This window comes from Variovorax sp. IB41, assembly GCF_016405905.1.
GTDB lineage: Bacteria > Pseudomonadota > Gammaproteobacteria > Burkholderiales > Burkholderiaceae_C > Variovorax.
In genome coordinates this window covers 208288-227958 of the sequence record NZ_JAEFCB010000008.1, presented here as the reverse complement: position 1 = coordinate 227958, position 19671 = coordinate 208288, and the positions used below count along the sequence as shown (strand labels likewise).

General features: G+C 68.9%; 19 protein-coding genes. 10 read left to right on the top strand and 9 right to left on the bottom strand.

What is annotated here, in order from left to right; translation table 11 throughout:
* Positions 1-21 precede the first annotated feature (21 nt).
* Complete coding sequence (locus tag JC881_RS17010; protein WP_198786876.1) at positions 22-903, top strand: LysR family transcriptional regulator; 882 nt, start codon at positions 22-24, stop codon at positions 901-903.
* Here JC881_RS17010 and JC881_RS17005 read toward each other — a convergent pair whose 3' ends face one another.
* The 3 genes from JC881_RS17005 to JC881_RS16995 form a co-directional block, all read right to left on the bottom strand.
* A complete protein-coding gene (locus tag JC881_RS17005) occupies positions 904-2004 on the bottom strand; it encodes a BMP family ABC transporter substrate-binding protein (protein WP_198786875.1) in 1101 nt (366 codons plus the stop codon). It lies immediately after the preceding gene.
* Positions 2005-2091: 87 nt separating this feature from the next.
* The gene (locus tag JC881_RS17000; protein ID WP_198786874.1) at positions 2092-2919 is read right to left on the bottom strand and encodes an SDR family NAD(P)-dependent oxidoreductase; all 828 of its coding nucleotides are present in this window, start codon (positions 2917-2919) and stop codon (positions 2092-2094) included.
* Between the two features lie 89 nt (positions 2920-3008).
* Positions 3009-3959, bottom strand: a complete 951-nt coding sequence (locus JC881_RS16995; RefSeq protein WP_198786873.1) for a GlxA family transcriptional regulator — start codon at positions 3957-3959, stop codon at positions 3009-3011.
* 105 nt (positions 3960-4064) lie between these two features.
* Here JC881_RS16995 and JC881_RS16990 point away from each other — a divergent pair, with 105 nt between their 5' ends.
* The 3 genes from JC881_RS16990 to JC881_RS16980 all read left to right on the top strand — a co-directional run bounded on the left by JC881_RS16990 (position 4065) and on the right by JC881_RS16980 (position 8143).
* Positions 4065-4538 carry a (2Fe-2S)-binding protein gene (locus JC881_RS16990; RefSeq protein ID WP_198786872.1) on the top strand — a complete coding sequence of 158 codons (474 nt, stop codon included), beginning with the start codon at positions 4065-4067 and terminating at the stop codon, positions 4536-4538.
* Between the two features lies 1 nt (position 4539).
* Positions 4540-6735 (top strand): xanthine dehydrogenase family protein molybdopterin-binding subunit, encoded by a 2196-nt coding sequence (locus tag JC881_RS16985; RefSeq protein WP_198786871.1) that lies wholly within the window; start codon positions 4540-4542, stop codon positions 6733-6735.
* A 145-nt stretch (positions 6736-6880) separates the two neighbouring features.
* Positions 6881-8143 (top strand): MFS transporter, encoded by a 1263-nt coding sequence (locus tag JC881_RS16980; protein WP_233101845.1) that lies wholly within the window; start codon positions 6881-6883, stop codon positions 8141-8143.
* Between the two features lie 62 nt (positions 8144-8205).
* Here the strand turns inward: JC881_RS16980 and JC881_RS16975 are convergent, their stop codons facing one another.
* Positions 8206-9165 (bottom strand): LysR substrate-binding domain-containing protein, encoded by a 960-nt coding sequence (locus tag JC881_RS16975; protein ID WP_198786870.1) that lies wholly within the window; start codon positions 9163-9165, stop codon positions 8206-8208.
* A gap of 97 nt (positions 9166-9262) precedes the next feature.
* Between JC881_RS16975 and JC881_RS16970 the strand changes: the two genes are divergently transcribed.
* Complete coding sequence (locus JC881_RS16970; protein ID WP_198786869.1) at positions 9263-10564, top strand: MFS transporter; 1302 nt, start codon at positions 9263-9265, stop codon at positions 10562-10564.
* Here JC881_RS16970 and JC881_RS16965 read toward each other — a convergent pair.
* The gene (locus JC881_RS16965) at positions 10525-11586 is read right to left on the bottom strand and encodes an adenosine deaminase (protein ID WP_198786868.1); all 1062 of its coding nucleotides are present in this window, start codon (positions 11584-11586) and stop codon (positions 10525-10527) included. The two genes, JC881_RS16970 and JC881_RS16965, sit on opposite strands and share 40 nt — an antisense overlap.
* Positions 11587-11706: 120 nt before the next feature.
* Here JC881_RS16965 and JC881_RS16960 point away from each other — a divergent pair, with 120 nt between their 5' ends.
* The 4 genes from JC881_RS16960 to JC881_RS16945 all read left to right on the top strand — a co-directional run bounded on the left by JC881_RS16960 (position 11707) and on the right by JC881_RS16945 (position 15466).
* Positions 11707-12612 carry a LysR family transcriptional regulator gene (locus tag JC881_RS16960; protein WP_198786867.1) on the top strand — a complete coding sequence of 302 codons (906 nt, stop codon included), beginning with the start codon at positions 11707-11709 and terminating at the stop codon, positions 12610-12612.
* Between the two features lie 130 nt (positions 12613-12742).
* On the top strand, positions 12743-13732 hold the full coding sequence (locus JC881_RS16955) for a Bug family tripartite tricarboxylate transporter substrate binding protein (protein ID WP_198786866.1): 990 nt from the start codon (positions 12743-12745) through the stop codon (positions 13730-13732).
* Between the two features lies 1 nt (position 13733).
* Positions 13734-14576 carry an amidohydrolase family protein gene (locus JC881_RS16950; RefSeq protein WP_233101844.1) on the top strand — a complete coding sequence of 281 codons (843 nt, stop codon included), beginning with the start codon at positions 13734-13736 and terminating at the stop codon, positions 14574-14576.
* The gene (locus tag JC881_RS16945; protein ID WP_198786865.1) at positions 14573-15466 is read left to right on the top strand and encodes an amidohydrolase family protein; all 894 of its coding nucleotides are present in this window, start codon (positions 14573-14575) and stop codon (positions 15464-15466) included. The genes JC881_RS16950 and JC881_RS16945 overlap by 4 nt, the downstream gene beginning before the upstream one ends.
* 9 nt (positions 15467-15475) lie before the next feature.
* Here the strand turns inward: JC881_RS16945 and JC881_RS16940 are convergent, their stop codons facing one another.
* Positions 15476-16360 (bottom strand): LysR family transcriptional regulator, encoded by an 885-nt coding sequence (locus tag JC881_RS16940; protein ID WP_198786864.1) that lies wholly within the window; start codon positions 16358-16360, stop codon positions 15476-15478.
* Between the two features lie 120 nt (positions 16361-16480).
* Here JC881_RS16940 and argC point away from each other — a divergent pair, with 120 nt between their 5' ends.
* Entirely contained in the window at positions 16481-17407 is a 927-nt protein-coding gene (gene argC, locus JC881_RS16935) for an N-acetyl-gamma-glutamyl-phosphate reductase (protein WP_198786863.1), read from the top strand.
* 18 nt (positions 17408-17425) lie between these two features.
* Here argC and JC881_RS16930 read toward each other — a convergent pair whose 3' ends face one another.
* From JC881_RS16930 to JC881_RS16920, 3 genes are all read right to left on the bottom strand, one after another.
* Positions 17426-18001, bottom strand: coding sequence for a GrpB family protein (locus tag JC881_RS16930; protein ID WP_198786862.1), 576 nt, complete (start codon positions 17999-18001; stop codon positions 17426-17428).
* Positions 18002-18068: 67 nt separating this feature from the next.
* Entirely contained in the window at positions 18069-18320 is a 252-nt protein-coding gene (locus JC881_RS16925; RefSeq protein ID WP_198786861.1) for a hypothetical protein, read from the bottom strand.
* A gap of 304 nt (positions 18321-18624) precedes the next feature.
* Positions 18625-19656 carry a GlxA family transcriptional regulator gene (locus JC881_RS16920; protein ID WP_198786860.1) on the bottom strand — a complete coding sequence of 344 codons (1032 nt, stop codon included), beginning with the start codon at positions 19654-19656 and terminating at the stop codon, positions 18625-18627.
* Between the last annotated feature and the right edge of the window lie 15 nt (positions 19657-19671).

Below are 19671 nucleotides of genomic sequence, written 5' to 3'. Positions count from 1 at the left end.
TCGAAACCCTGGGTTCTCAATATGGACAAGCTGCGCGCCATGGAAGTCTTCGTCGCGACGGTGGACGCGGGCAGCTTCGCCGCAGCAGCCGAGGCGCTCGATCTCTCGGCGGTGATGGTCGGCAAGCACATCCGCGCGCTCGAAGACCAGCTGGGCGCGCGCCTGCTGGAGCGCACCACGCGGCGCCACGCCCTCACGGAAATCGGCGCGGCCTACCTGGAGCGCTGCCGCGATGTGCTCGCGAGCGTGCACACCGCCGACGGCGTGGCCGAGTCGCTGCGCGCGATGCCGCAGGGCGTGCTGCGCGTCACGGCGCCCGTGGCCTATGGCGCGCACCGGCTCACACCGGTGGTCGGCGACTACATCGCCGCCTATCCGCAGGTGAAGGTGGACCTGGTGCTGAACGACCGCGTGGTCGACTTGGCCGAAGAGGGCTTCGACTGCGGCATCCGCTCGGGCGCGGCGGTCGATGAACGCCTCATCGCGCGGCCGCTGGCATTGGCGCGCATGTTCGCGGTCGCGAGCCCCGCCTGGGTCGCGCGCCACGGCCAGCCGAAGCACCCGTCGGACCTCGAAGCGTTTCCGCTGCTGGGCTTTGCCACCTGGGGCCCGAACCATTCATGGCGCTTCACGCGCGACGGGCAGACGGTGCATGTGCCGGTGCGCGGCCCGCTCACCACCAACAACGGGCAGGCCCTGCTCGCGGCCGCGATGGCCGGCGTGGGGGTGATCGTGCAGGCCGATGCGCTGCTCGGCCCCGCCCTGGCCGCGGGCCAGGTGGTTCAGCTGCTGCCCGAGTGGCAACTGCCGACGCGCCCCGTGCACATCATGCGATTGCCCGAAGCGCGGCCGAGCGCCAAGCTGCGCACCTTCGTCGACTTCGTGGTCGAGCGCTTGGGTTAGCTAGCGCGTCACGCGCCCCTGCACGCCGTCGACCAGCCAGTTCATCTTGAGGATCTGCTCGTCGCCCAGCTGCGCGCCCTTGGCGATCACGACGCGGCCCTCGTTGTCGCGCACATCGGCGGCCACCGCGCGAAACGGCTGCAGCTTGCCGGCCGCAATGTCCTGCTGGCGCGCGAGCACCTCCTGCTGCACGGCCTTGGGCACCTTGGTGCCGAAGTCGCCGACGCGGATCATTCCTTCCTTCACGCCGCCCCAGAGATTGCCGCTCTTCCAGGTGCCCTCGAGCACCGCCTTCGCGCGCTGCGTGTAGTAGCCGCCCCACTGGTGCGTGACCGCGACGAGCTGCGCATCGGGCGCGATCTTGCGCATGTCGGAGTGGTACGCGATGGCCATCTTGCCGCGCTCCTGCGCAGCCGCCATCACGGCCGTGGAGCCGGTGTGGAACGCAACGACATCGGCGTTCTGGTTGAAGAGCGCCATCGCCGCATCGCGCTCCTTGGGCGGATCGAACCACTCGTTGAGCCACACCACGACGACCTTGGCATTCGGGTTCACCGAGCGCATGCCGAGCGTGAATGCGTTGATGCCCTGCAGCACCTCGGGAATCGGAAAGCCCGCCACATAGCCCGCGACATTCGTCTTCGTCATGCGCCCCGCCGCGATGCCCGCGAGATAGCGGCCTTCGTAGTAGCGCGCATTCGCGGTCGCGACGTTGGCCGCGGGCTTGTAGCCCGTGATCGACTCGAACTTCACATCGGGAAAGTCGCGCGCCACCTTCAGTGTCGGCTCCATGTAGCCGAAGCTGGGCGTGAAGATGAGCCGGTTGCCCTGCTGCGCAAGATCGCGGATCACGCGCTCGGCATCTGCGCCTTCGGCCACGTTCTCCACGAAGGTGGTCTTCACCTTCGCGCCGAGCGCCGCATCGACGGCCTTTCGGCCCTCTTCGTGCTGGCGCACCCAGCCGGCATCGGTGACCGGCGTGACGTAGACGAAGCCGATCTTCAGCGGTTCTTTCGAAGGCTGGGGTTGAGAAAAAGCGGGGGATAAAAAGCAGGCGGCTGCCCACGCCAGAACGGCGCGGCCCGCGAGGTTTTTGTACATGGTGGTCCTCTACATGGCCCCGGAAAAGCAAAACCCGCAGCCGGCCGGGACGCCCAACTGCGGGATTCGGATTTTAGTGCGACCGTTTTAGGCCACTGCGGCTGCCTCTTCGCTCGTTCCCTTCACGCCGTAGCGCGATGCAGGCACCGAGCTGGAAATCCGCCCCGACATGGCACGCCGCGCCGCATCGAAAGCGTCCCACTCGTCCTGGCTCGGCAGCGAAGGAATCGTGACCTTCTCGCCCTGGTCGAGCCCCGCGAGCGCCGCATCGACCATGTCCGCAGCGCTCATCACGATCGCGCTCGGCAGGTGCTTCACCGGCAGGCCCGCGATGTCCCAGAACTCGGTGGCCGTCGCGCCCGGCAGCACGGCCTGCACGCGCACGCCCTTCTCGCCGAGTTCGTGCTGCAGCGACTGGCTGAACGCAAGCACGAAGGCCTTGCTGCCGCCGTACACGCCGTTGAGCGTTTCGGGCGACACCGCCACGATGGACGCGATGTTCACCAGCGTGCCCGCACCGCGCGCCACGAAGCCCGGCACGGCCGCATAGGTCAGGCGCGTGAGCGCGTTCACGTTGATCGCGATCATCTCTTCCATCTTCTCGATGTCCGAGGCGAGCAGCGGCGCGGTGGCGCCGACGCCGGCGTTGTTCACCAGCAGCGTGAGTTCGCGGTTGGTGCGGATGGCGGCTTCGACGCGCGCGATGTCTTTCTTGTCCGTGAGGTCGGCAGCGATCGTCTCGATCTTGCGGCCCGTCTCGGCCGTGAGCTTGGCGGCAAGCGCCTGCAGGCGGTCTTGATTTCGCGCGACCAGCACAAGGTCGAAGCCGCGGCGGGCGAGCCGGTCGGCATAGATGGCGCCGATGCCTGAAGAAGCGCCGGTGATGAGGGCGGTGCCCTTGGATGCTGCAGTCATTGGAGGTTCCTTTGGAAGCCGCGTGGTTGCGGCATGAAGGGAAGTTTCCTCCGTCAGTGCGATGGCGTAAATGTCGTATGTCCCACCTTTTAGGCCGCCTCGAGGATTTGCCTCGCCACCCTTCGCACGGCCTGCGGCGGCTGGCCCAGCGTGCGCAGGAACGCGCGGCGCATGCGCTCGGGATCGCCGAAGCCCGTTTCGTCAGCCACGACGTTGAGCGCCAGTCCGCCCGCATCGATGAGCGCCTTCGCCGCCTCCACGCGCAGGTGCTCCACGGCCTGCGCCGGCGACTGGCCGGTTTCCGACTTGAAGGCGCGGCTGAACTGGCGCGGGCTCAGGTGCGCCACTTCGGCGAGGTCTTCGACCGAGAGCGCGTCGCGCAGGTTGGCGCGCGCATGCACCAGCGCCTGCTGGATGCGGTCGGACTTGGGTTCGAGCTCGAGCAGCGCCGAGTACTGCGACTGCCCGCCCGCCCTGCGGTGGTACACGACGAGGTTCTTGGCGACCATGCGCGCGGCCTCCACGCCCAGGTCTTCTTCCACCAGCGCGAGCATCAGGTCGATGCCCGCGGTCATGCCGGCCGATGTCCAGAGCGAACCATCGTTGATGAAGATGCGGTCCGGCTGCACCTTGGCCAGCGGATGGCGCTTCTGCAGTTCCTGCGCGAAGGCCCAGTGCGTGGTCACGCGCCGGCCGTCCAGCAGGCCCGCATCCGCCAGGCCGAAGGCGCCGGTGCAGATGCTGGCAATGCGGCGCGAACTGCGCTCGCCCGCGCGCAGCATTTTGCAAAGCCCTTCGGAGGTCGGCTCGATGGTGAGTGCGCCGGTCATCACCAGCGTGTCGAACTTCGATGCGGTCAGCCGCTTCGTCTCGACGCCGATGCCCGATGAACTGGAAATGGTGCCGCCGGTTTCCGACAGCAGCTCGACCTTGTAGACCGGCTTGCCCGCGTGCTTGTTGGCCAGCTCGAAGGCGGCGACGGCGGCCAGGTCGAGGATCTGGAAGCCCGGAAAAACGACAACGGCGATGCGTTTCTGCATGATGTCCTGAAAAGAGGTAATTTCGACATTCCGGTCTAAAGGCTACGTGACATCCTCCCACCGGTCAACCAGCCGTCCCACGCGGCGCCACAAGAAAGAAGCTCTATGAAAGTCAATGGAATCGATCGCCCGGTCGACGTCGACGGCGACACGCCCGTGCTCTGGGTGCTGCGCGACGTGCTCGGCATGACGGGCACCAAGTTCGGCTGCGGCCTGGGCATGTGCGGGGCCTGCACGGTGCACATCGACGGCGTGGCCACGCGCTCGTGCATCACGCCGGTCGAATCGGTGGCCAAGGCCAACGTGAGCACCATCGAATCGCTCGCGGGCACCCGCGTCGGGCGCGCACTGCAGAAGGCCTGGCTCGACCTGGAAGTCGTGCAATGCGGCTACTGTCAATCGGGCCAGCTGATGTCGGCCACGGCCCTCCTCGCCAAGAACACCTCGCCCACCGATGAAGAAATCGACGGCGCCATGAGCGGCAACATCTGCCGATGCGGCACCTATGTGCGCATCCGCGCCGGCATCAAGGAAGCGGCGCGCGCCCTTTCCGGCAAGACAGCAGCAAAGGTGGCCTGACATGATTCTCGATCGATTGACAACTGACTCGGACACCGGCGCCACGCTCTCGCGCCGCGGCTTCATCTCGGTGGGCGCCGCGCTCGGCGGCGGCCTGCTCATCGGCGTCGGCTTCGGCACCGCCTCTTCCCCGGCCGATGCGGCGGGCACGACCGGTGCAGGCGCCGCGCCCTGGGCACCCAATGCCTTCGTGCGCATCGCCCCCGACGGGCAAGTGACCGTGGTCATGGGCTTCATCGAAATGGGCCAGGGCACGTACACCAGCATCCCGATGCTGATTGCCGAGGAGCTGGAGATCGACCTGGCCAGCGTGCGCCTCGAACACGCGCCCCCCAGCGACAAGCTCTACGGCAACCCGCTGCTGGGCTTCCAGGTGACGGGCGGCTCCACCACGATCCGCGGCGCCTACGAGCCGATGCGGCGCGCCGGCGCCACGGCCCGCACGGTGCTCGTGCAGGCGGCGGCGCAGCGCTGGCGCGTCGAGCCCGCCGCGTGCCGCGCCGCGCGTGGCGAGGTGGTCCACACCGCGAGCGGACGCCGCCTCAAGTACGGCGCGCTGGTCGCCGATGCGGCCAAGCTCTCCGTGCCCGAGAAGGTCGAGCTCAAGCCACAGTCCGACTTCAAGCTGATCGGCACCTCGGCCAAGCGCCTGGACACGCCCGCCAAGGTGAACGGCACCGCGATGTACGGCATCGACGCGCGCGTGCCCGGCATGAAGGTCGCCACGCTCAAGCAGTCGCCGGTGTTCGGCGGCCGCGTGCGCAGCGTCGACGATGCCGCCGCGCTGAAGGTGCGCGGCGTGCGCCAGGTCGTGCGGCTGGACGACTGCGTGGCTGTCGTCGCCGACCACATGGGCGCGGCGAAGAAGGGCCTGGCCGCCCTCGTCGTGGAATGGGACGACGGCGCCAACGCCAAGGTGAGCACGGAGAGCATCGTGCAATCGATGGCCCAGGCTTCTCAGAAGCAGGGCGCGGTCGTGCGCAAGGAAGGCGACAACGCCAAGGCCATGGCGGGCGCCGCGCAGCGCCTGGAAGCCGTCTACGAAGTGCCCTTCCTCGTTCACGCGGCAATGGAGCCGCTCAACTGCACGGTGCACGTGCGCAAGGACAGCTGCGAGGTGTGGGTCGGCACGCAGGTGCTCACCCGCGCGCAGGCCGCGGCCGCCGCGGTCACGGGCCTGCCGGTCGAGAAGGTGACGGTGCACAACCACCTGCTGGGCGGCGGCTTCGGCCGGCGGCTGGAGGTCGACAGCGTGACGCGCGCCGTGCAGATCGCGCAGAAGGTCGACGGCCCCGTCAAGGTGATCTGGACGCGGGAAGAAGACACGCAGCACGACATGTACCGCCCCTACTTCTACGACCGCGTGAGCGCCGGGCTCGATGCCCAGGGCAAGCCCGTCGCGTGGAGCCACCGCATCACCGGCTCCTCGATCCTCAAGCGCTGGCTGCCGCCGGCCTACAACAACAACTTCGACCCCGAGACCATCGACGGCGCCGAGAAGCCGCCCTACGCGCTGCCCAACATCCTGGTCGACTACGTGAACCACGAGCCGCCGGTGCCGACCGCGTTCTGGCGCGGCGTCGGGCCGACGCACAACGTCTTCGTGGTCGAGAGCTTCATCGACGAGCTCGCGGCCGCCGCGAAGACCGACCCTGTCGCCTTCCGCACCGCGCTGCTCGCGCAGAACCCGCGCGCGCTGGCGGTGCTCCAGCTGGCCGCCGAAAAATCCGGCTGGGGCCAGCCCCTGCCCGCGGGCCAGGGGCGCGGCGTGTCGCTGCAGTTCGCCTTCGGCACCTTCATGGCGCTGGTGGTGGATGCAGAGGTCACCAAGTCGGGCGACGTGGCCGTCAAGCGCGTGGTCTGCGCGCTGGATGCGGGCGTGATCGTCAACCCCGACACCGTGCAGGCCCAGGTGCAGAGCGGCGTGATCTTCGGCATCTCGGGCGCGCTCTGGGGCAAGGCGACGCTGAAGGACGGGCGCATCGAGCAATCGAACTTCCACGACGTGCGCGTGGTTCGCATGAACGAGACGCCGGTCATCGAAACCCACATCGTCGCGAGCAAGGAAGCCCCCGGCGGCATGGGCGAGCCCGGCACCTCGGGGCTGGCGCCGGCGCTCGCGAATGCCATCTTCGCTGCGACGGGCAAGCGGCTGCGCAAGCTGCCGATCGATCCCGAGCTGCTCAAGACGGCCTGACCGGCGGCCGGTCACGGCGACCGGCCCGCACGGCACCCACAGCGCCCGCAGTGCCCGCGGCGCGCACCCATGCAACGCCACGATGGGTGCCGCCGCGAATCGGCACGCACGGATTCGGTCATGCGGCCGGACAATGGTCCGCCCCATGACGAATCCGAACTCCCACGCTGGCGCCGCGCATGCGCATTGGCAGCGCAACCTCGCCGTCTGCATGTTCGGCTCCTTCACCACCATCGTGGCGATGACGCTGCTGCTGCCCTTCCTGCCGCTCTACGTCGAGCAACTGGGCGTGAAGGACCATGCGGCCATCGTGCAGTGGTCAGGCGTGGCCTACGGCGCCACCTTCTTCAGCGCGGCGCTGGTGGCGCCGTTGTGGGGCCGGCTGGCCGATCGCTATGGCCGCAAGCCCATGCTGATCCGCGCGAGCCTGGGCATGGCGGTGGCGATGGCGCTGATCGGCATGGCGGGCAACGTGTGGCAGCTGGTCGGCCTGCGCCTCCTCGCGGGCCTGCTGGGTGGCTACGCCTCGGGCTCGATGGTGCTGGTGGCCACGCAAACGCCCAAGGACCGCACCGGCTGGGCGCTCGGAACCATGTCCTCGGCCATCATGGCGGGCAACCTCGTGGGCCCGCTGGTGGGCGGCGCGCTGCCGCCGCTCATCGGCATCCGCGCGACCTTCTTCGCGGCGGGCGCGATGATCTTCGTGGCCTTTCTCGCGACCGCCTTCCTGATCCGCGAAGAGAAGAAAGCGCCCTCGGCCGCGAAGCAGGGCGACACGCCCGACACCGGCTGGGCCGCCGTGCCCGACAAGCGCCCGCTCATCGCGATGCTCTTCACCGGCATGCTGCTGATGCTGGCCAACATGTCGATCGAGCCGATCATCACCGTCTACGTCGCCACGCTGGTCGAAGACCCGAATCGCGTGACGATGATGGCCGGCCTCGTCATGTCCGCGGCCGCACTCGGCAGCATCCTCTCGGCATCGCGGCTGGGCAAACTGGCCGACCGCGTGGGCCACTGGAACGTGATCGTCGGGTGCCTGGCGGTGTCGGCGGTGCTCCTGATCCCGCAGGCCTTCGTCACCTCGGGCTGGCAGCTGGTGGTGCTGCGCTTCCTGATGGGGCTGTCGCTCGGTGGGCTCTTGCCCTGCATCGCGAGCGTGATCCGCCACAACGTGCCCGAGCGCGTGGCCGGCAACATGCTCGGCTACTCGACCTCGGCGCAGTACACGGGCCAGGTGGCCGGGCCGCTGCTGGGCGGCTTCGTGGGCGGGCACATCGGCATGCGAGCCGTGTTCCTCGGCACCTGCGTGCTCATGGCCGCAGGCGCCGGGTGGAACTGGCTCGCGCGGCGGGCCGCGTCCACCACGCCCGCTTCCGCGCCGGCTTCCACGCCACCCACTCGCTGAGCTGTTCGCCGACGGCGGCGCTGCGCTGCCTTCGGGGAGCCACACGATCCGAGCGATAGCGCTCAGTGCATTTGCGCCGGAGCCACCTGCACATGCTGCCGCACCGCCTCCAGCAGCAGCGTGGCGAGCCGGCCGACCGGCGCCTCGGCGTTGGCTTGCGCGCGGTAGAGCGCCATCGACATCTGCGGCAGCGCCGGCAGGCCCACCACCGTGCGGTCGATGGCACGCACGTGCGAAGGCAGCCCGAACGGCGTGCGCACCGTGAGGCCCAGGCCCGCCGAGCTCGCGGCCCACAAGGCCGCAAGGCTGGCACTGGTGAACGCATGGCGCCACGGCACGCCGGCGCGGTCGAGCGTCTTGGTGACGATCTCGCGCAGCGGGCACGGCGCATCGAGCAGCACCAGCGGCAGCGGTTCCCTCGATTTGCGCGCGCCGCAGCCTGCGCCTTCGCGGCGCTCGCGCTCCTTCCACCAGGGCGCATCCAGCACGCCGACGGACACGGGTCCGATCCATTGCAGCGGCAGGCGTGCCACGCGTTCGGCATGCAGCGACGGCGGATGGTCGCCCGCATCCCAAGCCAGCGCGAGGTCGAGCTTGCCGAGTTCGAGGCGCTCGCGCAACTCGGCGCTGCGCGCGACGCAGGCCTCGATGCGCACCTTGGGATGCGCGCGCGCAAAGCGCCCGAGCACGGCGGGCAGCAGCGTCTCGCCGAAGTCTTCCTGCAGGCCCAGGCGCACCCAGCCTTCGAGGTCGGCGCCGCGCATCGCGGCGCTCGCCTCTTCGTTCAGTTCGAGCATGCGATGCGCATAGGCCAGCAGCGTTTCGCCGGCGTCGGTGAGCTCCAGCCCGCGGCCCGCCTTGCGGAACAGCACGGTGCCGGCCTGCGCCTCCAGCTTCTTCAATTGCGCGCTCACCGCGGAGGTCGAGCGCCCCAGCCGGTCGGCCGCGCGGGCGTAGCTGCCGAGCGCGATGCCGGTGGAAAAACTGCGCAGCACATCGAGATCGAACATCACCTGGGACATGGATTCATCCTTTTCTGACCGTCCTGTTTTTGTGGACGATTCGCTCATTATTTTCTGATTTTCAAAACCTTGGCAACGGCGGAGACTTCGCCTCACCATGACCCATTCGCCTCTTTCTCTTTCGCATTCGCCCCGCCACCGCTGGAAGGTGCTGGCCGCGGGCGTGGCCGCCAACGCGGCGTTCTCCGTGGCCTTCAGCGGCATCCCGATGACCGCGGTGCTGATGCGCACCGGCTACCAGCTGGACAACGCCACGCTCGGCCTCGTGCTCGGCCTCATGGGCCTGGGCATCGCGGTAAGCGAGTTGCCGTGGGGCCTCCTGACGGACCGCTGGGGCGATCGGCCGGTGCTGCTCACGGGCCTTGGCAGCACCGCGATCGCACTCGTCGCGATGGCGCTCTGGGCCGCGCCGAGCGGGCAGCACATCCCCGGGCTCGGCTGGCTCGCTGCGGGCCTGTTGCTGGTCGGCCTGCTCGGCGGCAGCGTCAATGGCGCGAGTGGCCGCGCGGTGATGACATGGTTCGACGCCAGCGAACGCGGGCTCGCGATGAGCATCCGCCAGACCGCCGTGCCCCTGGGCGGCGGCATCGGCGCGCTGGTGCTGCCGTTCGTCGCGCTGCACTTCGGCTTCGCCGCGCTCTACGGCCTGCTCGCGCTGCTGTGCGCGCTGAGTGCGCTGATGAGCTGGGCGTGGGTGCACGAGCCGCCGATCGCGCGCGATGCGCCGCGCACCTCATCGGCCACGGCCGAAGCGCCGAAGACCGGCCCGCTGCGCGATGCGCGCGTCTGGCGCATCGTGCTGGGCATCGGCATCCTCTGCGCGCCGCAGTTCGCGGTGCTGTCCTTCGGCACGGTGTTCCTGCACGACTTCGGCCACGCGGGCCTCGCGACGATCACGGCCACCATGGTCTTCACGCAGGTCGGCGCGATGGTGATGCGCGTGTGGAGCGGCCGCTGGACCGACCGCCGCCGCAACCGCCCCGCCTACCTGCGCACCTGCAGCGCGCTCAGCGTCTTGCTGTTCGCCGCGTTGGCCGTGCTGGTGATGGCCGCGGGCACGCACACGGCCGATTCACTGGCGCTGCGCATCGCGCTGGTCGTGCTGCTGGGGGTGAGCGGCGTGTGCGTGTCGGCCTGGCACGGCGTGGCCTACACCGAGCTGGCCACGCTGGCCGGCGCGGCGCGCGCCGGTACCGCGCTGGGCATGGCGAACACCAGCGTGTTCCTGGTGTGCTTCGTCACGCCCTTCTCGATTCCGCACCTGCTAGCGCTGCAGGGCTGGCCGATGGTGTGGCTCGCGGCGAGCGCCTGCGCGCTGGTGGCGATGCCGCTGCTGGTGCCGCGGCCGGCCGCTTCGGATCAGAAGCTCGCGAAGACGGCGTTGAGCCGGTCCACGTAGGCGCGCTTGGCGGCCTCGTCGATGAAGCTGCCCTCGAAGCTGTTGGCCGCGAGCTGCCAGGCCTGCCGCACATTGAGGCCGGTGGCCTCGAAGGTCTGCGTGAAGTTCTGGTTCATGTAGCCGCCGAAGTAGGCGGGGTCGTCGGAGTTGACGGTGGCGACCAGCCCCGCATCGAGCAGCGCGCCCAGGTTGTGCTGCGACAGGTCCGGGAACACGCACAGCTTGAGGTTCGACAGCGGGCACACGGTCAACGGAATGCGGTCTTGCGCGAGCCGCGCCATCAGCGCCGGGTCTTTCGCGCTCTGCACGCCGTGGTCGACGCGCTCGACCTTCAGCACATCGAGCGCGCTCCACACGTATTCGGGCGGGCCCTCTTCGCCCGCATGCGCGACCAAATGCAAGCCGAGTTCGCGGCACCGTGCGAACACGCGCGCGAACTTCTCGGGTGGATGGCCGACCTCGCTCGAATCCAGGCCCACGCCGATGAACTTGTCGCGGAACGGCAGCGCCTGCTCCAGCGTTTCGAACGCCTCTTCCTCGCTCAGGTGGCGCAGGAAACAGAGGATGAGCGAGGCGCTCACGCCGAGCTTCGGCCCTGCATCGACGCATGCGCGGTGCAGGCCGTCGATCACCGTTTGCATCGCCACGCCGCGCGCGGTGTGCGTCTGCGGGTCGAAAAACATCTCGGTGTGCACCACGTTGTCGGCCGCGGCGCGCTCCAGGTACGCCCAGGCCATGTCGTAGAAGTCCTGCTCCTTCAGCAGCACGCTCGCGCCGGCGTAGTAGATGTCCAGAAAGCTCTGCAGGTTGGTGAAGGCGTAGGCCTTGCGCAGTTCTTCGACGCTGGCATACGGAATGGCCACGCCGTTGCGCTGCGCGAGCGCGAAGATCAGCTCGGGTTCGAGCGAGCCTTCGATGTGCATGTGCAGCTCGGCCTTGGGCATGGCGCGCAGCAGTTCGGGGAGGCGGTCGGCGGCGATGCTGTCGAAGCGCGTGTCGTAGGCGGGGCGGAAATCGGTCATGGCGGGGAGACTCTGCGTTGTGATCCCGCACAGCATAAGCGCAGGCGGCGCGGTGTTTATCGCGGTGTCTATATTCGCGCCATACGGGCACCCCATGCAAAGAACGATTGGAGACAAGCAGTGCAGATCGATTTCCTCGGCATCCAGGCCTTTCTCGCGGTGGTGGAGAGCGGCAGCTTCGCGATGGCCGCGGCGCGGCTGCACCTGTCGCAGACCGCCGTCAGCCACCGCATGCGCAAGCTCGAAGAAAGCCTGGGCGTGGCGCTGGTCGTGCGCACCTCCCGCGGCATTGCGCTCACCGAGGCCGGCAACGCCCTGCTGCCGCGCGCGCGCAGCGCGGTGCAGCAGCTCGAAGTGTCCTTCGACGACGTGCGCCGCCACGGGCAGGACGCCACGCGCTGGGTCGCGTTCGGCTGCGTGCCGACCGTCTCGGCCAGCATCCTGGTGCCGCTGCTGCGGCGTGCGGCCGAGCGCTTTCCGCAGGTGCAGGTGCGGCTTTTCGACAGCTCGCCGGTGGAAGTGGCAGAGCTGGTGCAAGCGGGCACGGCCGCCTTCGGCATCACGCTCGCGCAGGGCGTGCCCGAGAAACTCTCGGCGCAGCCCATCGCGCGCGAGCCTTTCGTGCTGGCCTGCCCGGCCGACCACCCGTTCGCGGCGCGGGCCAGCGTCGCCTGGGGCGAGCTGCTCGCGCAGCCGATGATCCGCATCAGCCTGCCCTCGGGCAACAGCATGACGATCGACGATGCGCTCGGGCCCTTGCGCGAGCAGGTGAACTGGCGTTACGAGGCGCAGCGCACCGCCATGGCGGTGGAGATGGTGCGCGGCGGCCTGGGCCTGACCGTCGTGCCCCGGCTGTGCGTGCGGGCCGGCGACGGCGTGGCGGCGGTGCCCATCGAGGGCCCGGAGATCACGCGCCTCCTGGTCGTGGCCACGCGCCCCGGCGTGCCGCTGCGCGCGGAAGAAAGCTTTCTCGCGGAGACGGCCGCCGCGCTGGTGCGCGAGCACCTCGCGGCCGGTGCGGGATAAATGAGCGCATCGCCGGGGGCATGAATGCCGTGCATGCGCGCGCCAAACAATTCAGTTGTGCGCATGCAAGCCCCGTCTCTAGACTGCCGCCGATCAAGCACAAGACCGTGCGCAAGACAGCGGAGACACCATGCATCCTCGTTTTTTCCATGACCCGAGCCGGCGCCGCGTCGTCCTGGCCGCATTCGCCGCCGGCGCGGGCCTCGTCGGCGCAAGCACCGTGCGGGCCCAGGGCAAGTACCCCTCGCAGCCGATCCGCATCGTCGTGCCGTTCGGCCCGGGGGGCCTGGCCGACATCTCCACGCGCCTCACCGCGCAGAAGCTCGGCGAGAAGCTCGGCACGCAGGTCGTCATCGACAACCGCCCCGGCGCGGGCGGCGTGGTGGCCGCGCAGTACGTGCTCGGCGCGGCGCACGACGGCTACACGCTGATCCTGTTCAGCAACGGCACCACCATCGCCACCAGCCTCCTGAAGCTGCCGTTCGATCCGCAGGCGGACTTCGTGCCGGTGTCGTCGCTGGGCTACTTCGACCTGAACCTGCTGGTCGCCAAGGACAGCCCGTTCGCCGACCTGAAAGCGCTGCTGGCCGAGAGCAAGAAGCGCCAGCTCACGCTCGGCACCATCAACCCCGGCAGCACGCAGCACCTGTCGGGCGAGCTCTTCAAGTCGGTCACGCAGCTGAACGCGGCGATCGTGCCGTTCAGGACCTCGGGCGAGGTGCAGATGGCGCTGCAGCGCGGCGACGTGGACGTGGGCTTCGAGTCTTACGCGGCGCTGCGCGGCGGCATCGATGCCGGTGTGCTGCGCGCGCTGGCCACCACCGGCCCCGCACGCACGCCGTGGCTGCCCAAGGTGCCCACCGTGAAGGAAGCGGGCGTGGCCGGCTACGAGGTCACGGGGTGGAACGCGCTCTTCGCGCCCAAGGGCACGCCGCCGGCCGTCGCGGCCGCCCTCAATGCGGCCATGCGCGACATCCTGGCCGAGGCGGAGCTGCGCAAGCGCCTGCTGGGGCTGGGCGTCGACCCCAAGGCGAGCACGCAGGCCGAGATGGCCACGGTGTTCGAACGCGACCGGCTCAAGTGGGCGCAGGTCATCAAGCAAGCCAACATCAAGATCTGAGATGCCTGTTTCCAATATTCCCGGCACGATCGTGCAGCGCCCCGACGCACCGCTGGTGGACACGCACGTCCACGTCTTCCGCAAGAACATGCCGCTCCTGCCCGACCCGCGGCACAGCCCCGACTACGAGTTCACCGCGCAGCAGCTGGAGGCCACGCTGGACGAACACGGCGTGAAGTTCTGCGTGATCGCCGCGGCCAGCCCCTGGGGCGACTGCAACGACTACATGGCCGAGGCGCTGCGCACGCGGCCGCTGTGGCGCGGCACGGCGATCCTCGACCCCTCCACCACACGCTACGAACTCGAGGCACTCGCACGCGATGGCTTCGTCGGCGTGCGTCTGCCCTTCATCAGCATGAAGGAGTTGCCGGACCTCTCGAGCTTCGACTACCGCAAGTTCCTCTACCGGCTGGCCGACATGGACTGGCACGTGCACCTGCACCTGGACGGCCCCCGCATCCCGCAGGTGCTGCCGCACCTGGAGCGCTCGGGCGTGAAGGTCGTCATCGACCACATCGGCCGGCCAGATCCGGTGCTGCGCGAGCGCTGCGCGGGCTTCGAGGCCGTCACGCGCTCGGTCGAGAAGGGCCGCACCTGGGTCAAGCTGTCGGGCGGTTATCGCCTGGGCGACCACGCCGCGGAACTGGCCCGCGAACTGTGCCGCCGCGTGGGCTACGACCGCATGCTGTGGGCGAGCGACTGCCCCTTCGTGGGCGTGGAATCCACCACCTATGCGAGCACGATCGCGTGGCTCGACGAGGCGGTGCCCGATGCGGCGATGCGCCGCGTGCTGGGGCTCAACGCCATCGACCTGTACTTTCGCAACCCGCGCGGCGCCGCATGATCGTCACCGATGCCCAGGTGCACGTGTGGGAGGCCCACCGGCCCGACCGCCCCTGGCCCGCCGAGCATCGCGCGAGCCCCGTCTTCGTCGCCGTGCCCGGCGCCCGGCCGCACCGCGCCGAGCCGATCGGCGCCCAGGAGATGGTGGCCCTGATGGACACCGCCGGCGTGGCGCGCGCGGTGATCGTGCCGCCCTCGCCCGTGGGCGACTGCAACGACACCGCGCTGGAAGCTGCCGCGCAGTACCCCGGCCGCTTCGCCGTGATGGGCCGCTTCGACCCGACCGCGCCCGGCGCACAGGAGGCGCTGGCCTCGTGGCTCGCGCAGCCGCACATGGCCGGCATCCGCATGACCTTTCACAAGCCGCCGTGGGATGCATGGCTGGACGACGCCACGCTGGACGCGTTCTGGGTCGATTGCGAGCGGCTCGGCATCCCGGTCATGCTGCTCATTCCGGGGCGGCTCGGCGCGCTGGAGCGCATCGCGCGGCGGCATCCGGGGCTGCAATTGATCATCGACCACCTGGGTCGCCGCAGCGACCTGCGCGACGACGCCTGCTTCGCGGACCTGGACGCGATGCTGCGCCTGGGCGCGCTGGAGAACGTCTCGGTGAAGGCCTCGGCCGCGCCGTGCTACAGCACCGAGGGCTACCCGTTCGCGAACCTGCGCCCGCACCTGAAGCGCGTGTACGAGCACTTCGGGCCGCGCCGCACCTTCTGGGGATCGGACGTTTCGCGCCTGCCCTGCACCTACCGGGAGGCGGTGGACCATTTCGTCGAAGCGCTCGACTTCATTCCGCGCGATGAGCTGCCCTGGGTGATGGGGCGCGGCTTGTCGCGGGTGCTGAAGTGGGCGGAGCCGCAGATCGAATCCGCAGACGCGGTGCAGTGAATTCGGCCCTCAACGCGCCTTGAGCGCCCACAGCGCATCGAGCACGCGCTGCGTCGCACGTTCGACGTGGCCCGACCGGTGGGCAATGCCCAGCTCTCGCCAAAGGGCCGGCCGCAGCGGACGCATCGCGATGCGCGCATCCGGCTGCAACGCGCCCGCTTCGTGCGGCAGGAGCGTCGCGCCGTAGCCCGCACCGACGAGGCTCTTGATCGCATCGTTGTAGTTGAGCTCGATCCGCGGCGCGGGCCGGTGGCCGCCGAGCGCGAACCATTCGGTGACGAGACGCGACAGGCGCGTGGTCGTGTCGTTGAGGATCAGCGGCTGCGTCGCGAGCCACGCCGGCGAGACCCGCGCGGGCGCGCTCCAATCGGCCGGCAGGAAAGCCATGACGGGGTCGCGGCGCCAGGGGCGGATCGTCAATCCCGCGACCGGCGACTGCGGCAGCGCGACCAACCCGACGTCCAGCTTGCCTTGCGCCAGGTGCGCCAGCGCGTCCTGCGAGGTCAGCACCGCGATCTGCACGTCGATGTCCGGATGGTCCTCGCGAAGCCGCGCGATGGCTTGCGGCAACAGGTGCGAGATCGCACCGGTCGAGGCGCCGAGCCGCACGCGCCCGGCCAGCCCCAGCACCTGGCGGCTCACGTCGTCCAGCGTCGATTCGATCTCGACCAGCAGCCGGCGCGCGCGTTCCACCAGCAATTCGCCGACGGCCGACGGCCGCACGTTCCCGCGCCGCCGGGACAAGAGCGGCGCGCCCACGCGCTTCTCCAGCTCCGCGATGTGCAGGCTCACCGTCGGCGGCGCGAGGTGCAGCACCTGCGCTGCGGCGGCGAAGGAACCGTGGTCCGCGATGGCGACCAGCGTGCGCAAACGATCGAGGCTGATTTCACGCATGGGAGATCTCTTCTTCAGGAAAGATGAACCAGAAGTTCAACAAATTCAACTTTTCTTATTTTATCGAACGGGGAAAAATCGGGGCTTATCCATCCAGAGACCGAATCAGGAGCGAGCGACATGCGTCTTCCGACCATCTTCATCGACGGCGACCAGGGCACCACCGGGCTGCAGATCCACGAGCGCCTGCGCGACCGCGCCGACCTGCAGCTGGTGACCCTGCCGGCGGCCGAACGCAAGGACGCCCAGCGCCGCGCGGAGGCGATCAACGCCTGCGACGTCGCGATCCTTTGCCTGCCGGATGCGGCTGCGCGCGAAGCGGCAGGCTTCATCCGGAACCCGGCCGTGCGCGTGATCGACGCGAGCTCGGCGCATCGCACGCACCCGGACTGGGTCTACGGCTTTCCCGAGATGGCCGAGGAGCATGCACAACGGATTGCGCAAGCGCGGCGCGTCACCAATCCGGGTTGCTATCCGACAGGTGCCATCGCCCTGTTGCGGCCGCTGGTGGAAGCGGGCCTGCTGCCGCGCGACTACCCGGCGGCCGTCTATGCAACCTCCGGCTACTCGGGCGGTGGAAGGGCCGCGATCGATGCGCACGAAGCGAGCGACGCTCCGAACGTGGCCGCGTCGCAAGTCTATGGCCTCGCGCTGGAGCACAAGCACACGCCTGAAATCCAGGGTTACGCCGGGCTCGCGCACCGTCCGTTCTTCGTGCCGGCTTACGGGGCATACCGGCAGGGCATCGTGCTGACGGTACCGATCGAGTTGCGCTTGTTGGCGGGCGGCGTCGATGGTGCGCGGCTGCAGGCATGCCTTGCGCAGCACTACGCGAACGCGCGGCACGTCAAGGTCCTGTCGCTGGAGGAGACGAAGGCGATGACGCACCTCGATCCGCAGGCGCTGAACGGAACCAACGACCTGCAGCTGGGCGTGTTCGCCAACGCGGGCCACGGGCAGGTGCTGCTCTCCGCCGTGTTCGACAACCTGGGCAAGGGCGCGTCGGGCGCGGCCGTTCAGAACCTCGAGTTGATGTTGAGCGCGTAGGAATGCCCAGGAGGACTTTCAGGTTCCTCGTCGAGAGAGCGATGGCGTTCCTTGCTTTTCCGCGTGCTCGATCTGCGCGTGGATCTCCTGGATCACCGCCGCCTTCTCCCGGTTGTAGACCTCCGGGTTGACGGGATCGATCGCATGCGCGCGGTCCTTGGCCTCTTCATACCGCGTGCGCAAGTCCGGGCGCCGCTCGAGGATGTCGATGAAGGCCAGCGAGTCCGCGTGAACCGGATCGCCGCGGTGGCAGATGTGGATGTTGATGTTGAACGTGCGTGCGTCGTGCGCGATGCTGCCGCAGACATAGGGCTTCTCGTCCTTGTCGACCCAGACAGCACGGCGATGAAAGCCCAGCGCCTCGAACGTTTGTTGCGCGGCGCGAAGGTTTTCAGCCTGTGTGATGGCGGCAATGTCCACCATCGGCTTGCCGCGCAAGCCGCGGATGGCGGTGCTGCCGATGTGGACGAGCGCCACGCCTTCGAGGCGCTCCTGAACGTAGCGTTGCACCTGCGCGAACACCTCGGCATACGCCGGGTCGTAGGGCAGGATGTTGCGGTGCTCCGGGCTTTCGTCGAACGGGCTGATCTTCATGGGGCCTCCTCCATGCGGAGGCTCATGCAGAGCAGCCGCGCCGGGCCGATGGTAGCCCGGGCCGATGTCAGATGCGAGCGCCCTTGCGCATGCATTCCTGATGCAGATCGACCGCATCGCTCACAAGATCGAAGGCGATCCACATCACGTTGTCCCGGGTCTGCGGGCCCGCTTCCCACAGCCAGTCAGCATCGCCGTAGCAGCACCACAGCAGCGACTTCAGCTGCGCGAGCTTGTTTTCGAGGATGTCCGATGCGGTCTGGGCGGAGACTTCGGGGGGTACGGGCGTGTTGTGCCCGGCTATAGTTCGTTTAGCCACTTGGTGTGCTCTTTCTTAAAGGGGTTGCACTTCATTTGGTCAGACGGCTGGGGGTGTTTCGCGCCCCCGGCCGTTGCCTTTTGTGCCTCGCGTTCGCATCGATGCGCAGGAGACGCATCGACGACCCGCTGCGAGGTAAGCGGTTCATGCATGTTCGGTTTGCCGGGTGCTGGCCTCCACGCCCACTAGGGGGGTTCGGTTGATGTCGGGGCATTCACTTTAGAGAACAGAAGGCCGGCGCGGCAACTGAATATGTCGAGTAAGTCTCGGTTCGCGCGGATCAACTGTGAACCGGTGTGACTTGCTAATTTCCTGGCTTGCGGCGCGGCGCTGCGTCGCGTGCATCGCGTGCATCCCGATAGCGCTGCGGTGTCACGCCGTGCTGCCGCGCGAACGCGCGCTGCAGCGCATCCACCGAACGAAAGCCGCTGCGCGCCGCGATGCGCTCCTGCGGCCACTGCGTCTGCAGCAACAGTTGCGCCGCGGCCGCGACGCGCGTCTGCTCGACGAAGCGCGCGGGCGTGCTGCCCGTTTCCGCCGCGAAAGCGCGCGCGAAATTGCGCGGGCTCATCTGCACGCGCTCGGCCAGCAGTTCCACCGACAGCGCCTCCTGCGGATGCGTGCCGATCCACGCGACCAGCTCGCGCAGGCGATGACTCGCCGCGCCTTGTGCCTGAAGCGCCTGGCTCAGCTGCGGTTGCTCGGCGCCGCGCAGCATCGGCAATGCGAGCGTGCGCGCGATGTCCATCGACACGGCGTGGCCGAGGTCGTCTTCGACCAATGCGAGCGCGAGCTCGATGCCGGTGGTGACGCCGGCCGATGTCCACACCGGCCCATCGCGCACATAGATGCGCTCGCGCTGCACGCGCGTCTGCGGCCGCAGCGCCTGCAACTGGTCGCACCAGCGCCAGTGCGTGGTGGCCTCGCGGCCATCGAGCAGGCCCGCCGCCGCGAGCGCAAAGGCGCCGCTGCAAACGCTCGCGATGCGCCGGATGTTCGGCGCGACCTCTTTCAGCCACACGCCGATGCGGTGCTCGATGATGGCTTCGCGCACCGCGGGCTCGTCGCCGCCGGCCACGATCAGCGTGTCGATGGTGGCGGGCAATTGCTGCAGTGTCAGCGTGCCGCCGAATTGCAAGCCGCCGTTGGTCGACACCGTGCCGCCGCCGGGCGATGCGATGTGCATGCGGTAGGTGCCGGGGCGCATCTGCTCGGCCTTGCTGAACACGCTGGCGGGGCCGGCGGCATCGAGCACCTCGACGCCGTCGAACACCACCAGCACCACGTCGCTGGCAGAAACCGCGGTGTCTTCGTCCTTGTGGGTCGGCGTGGGCATTCTTAACCTCGGGTC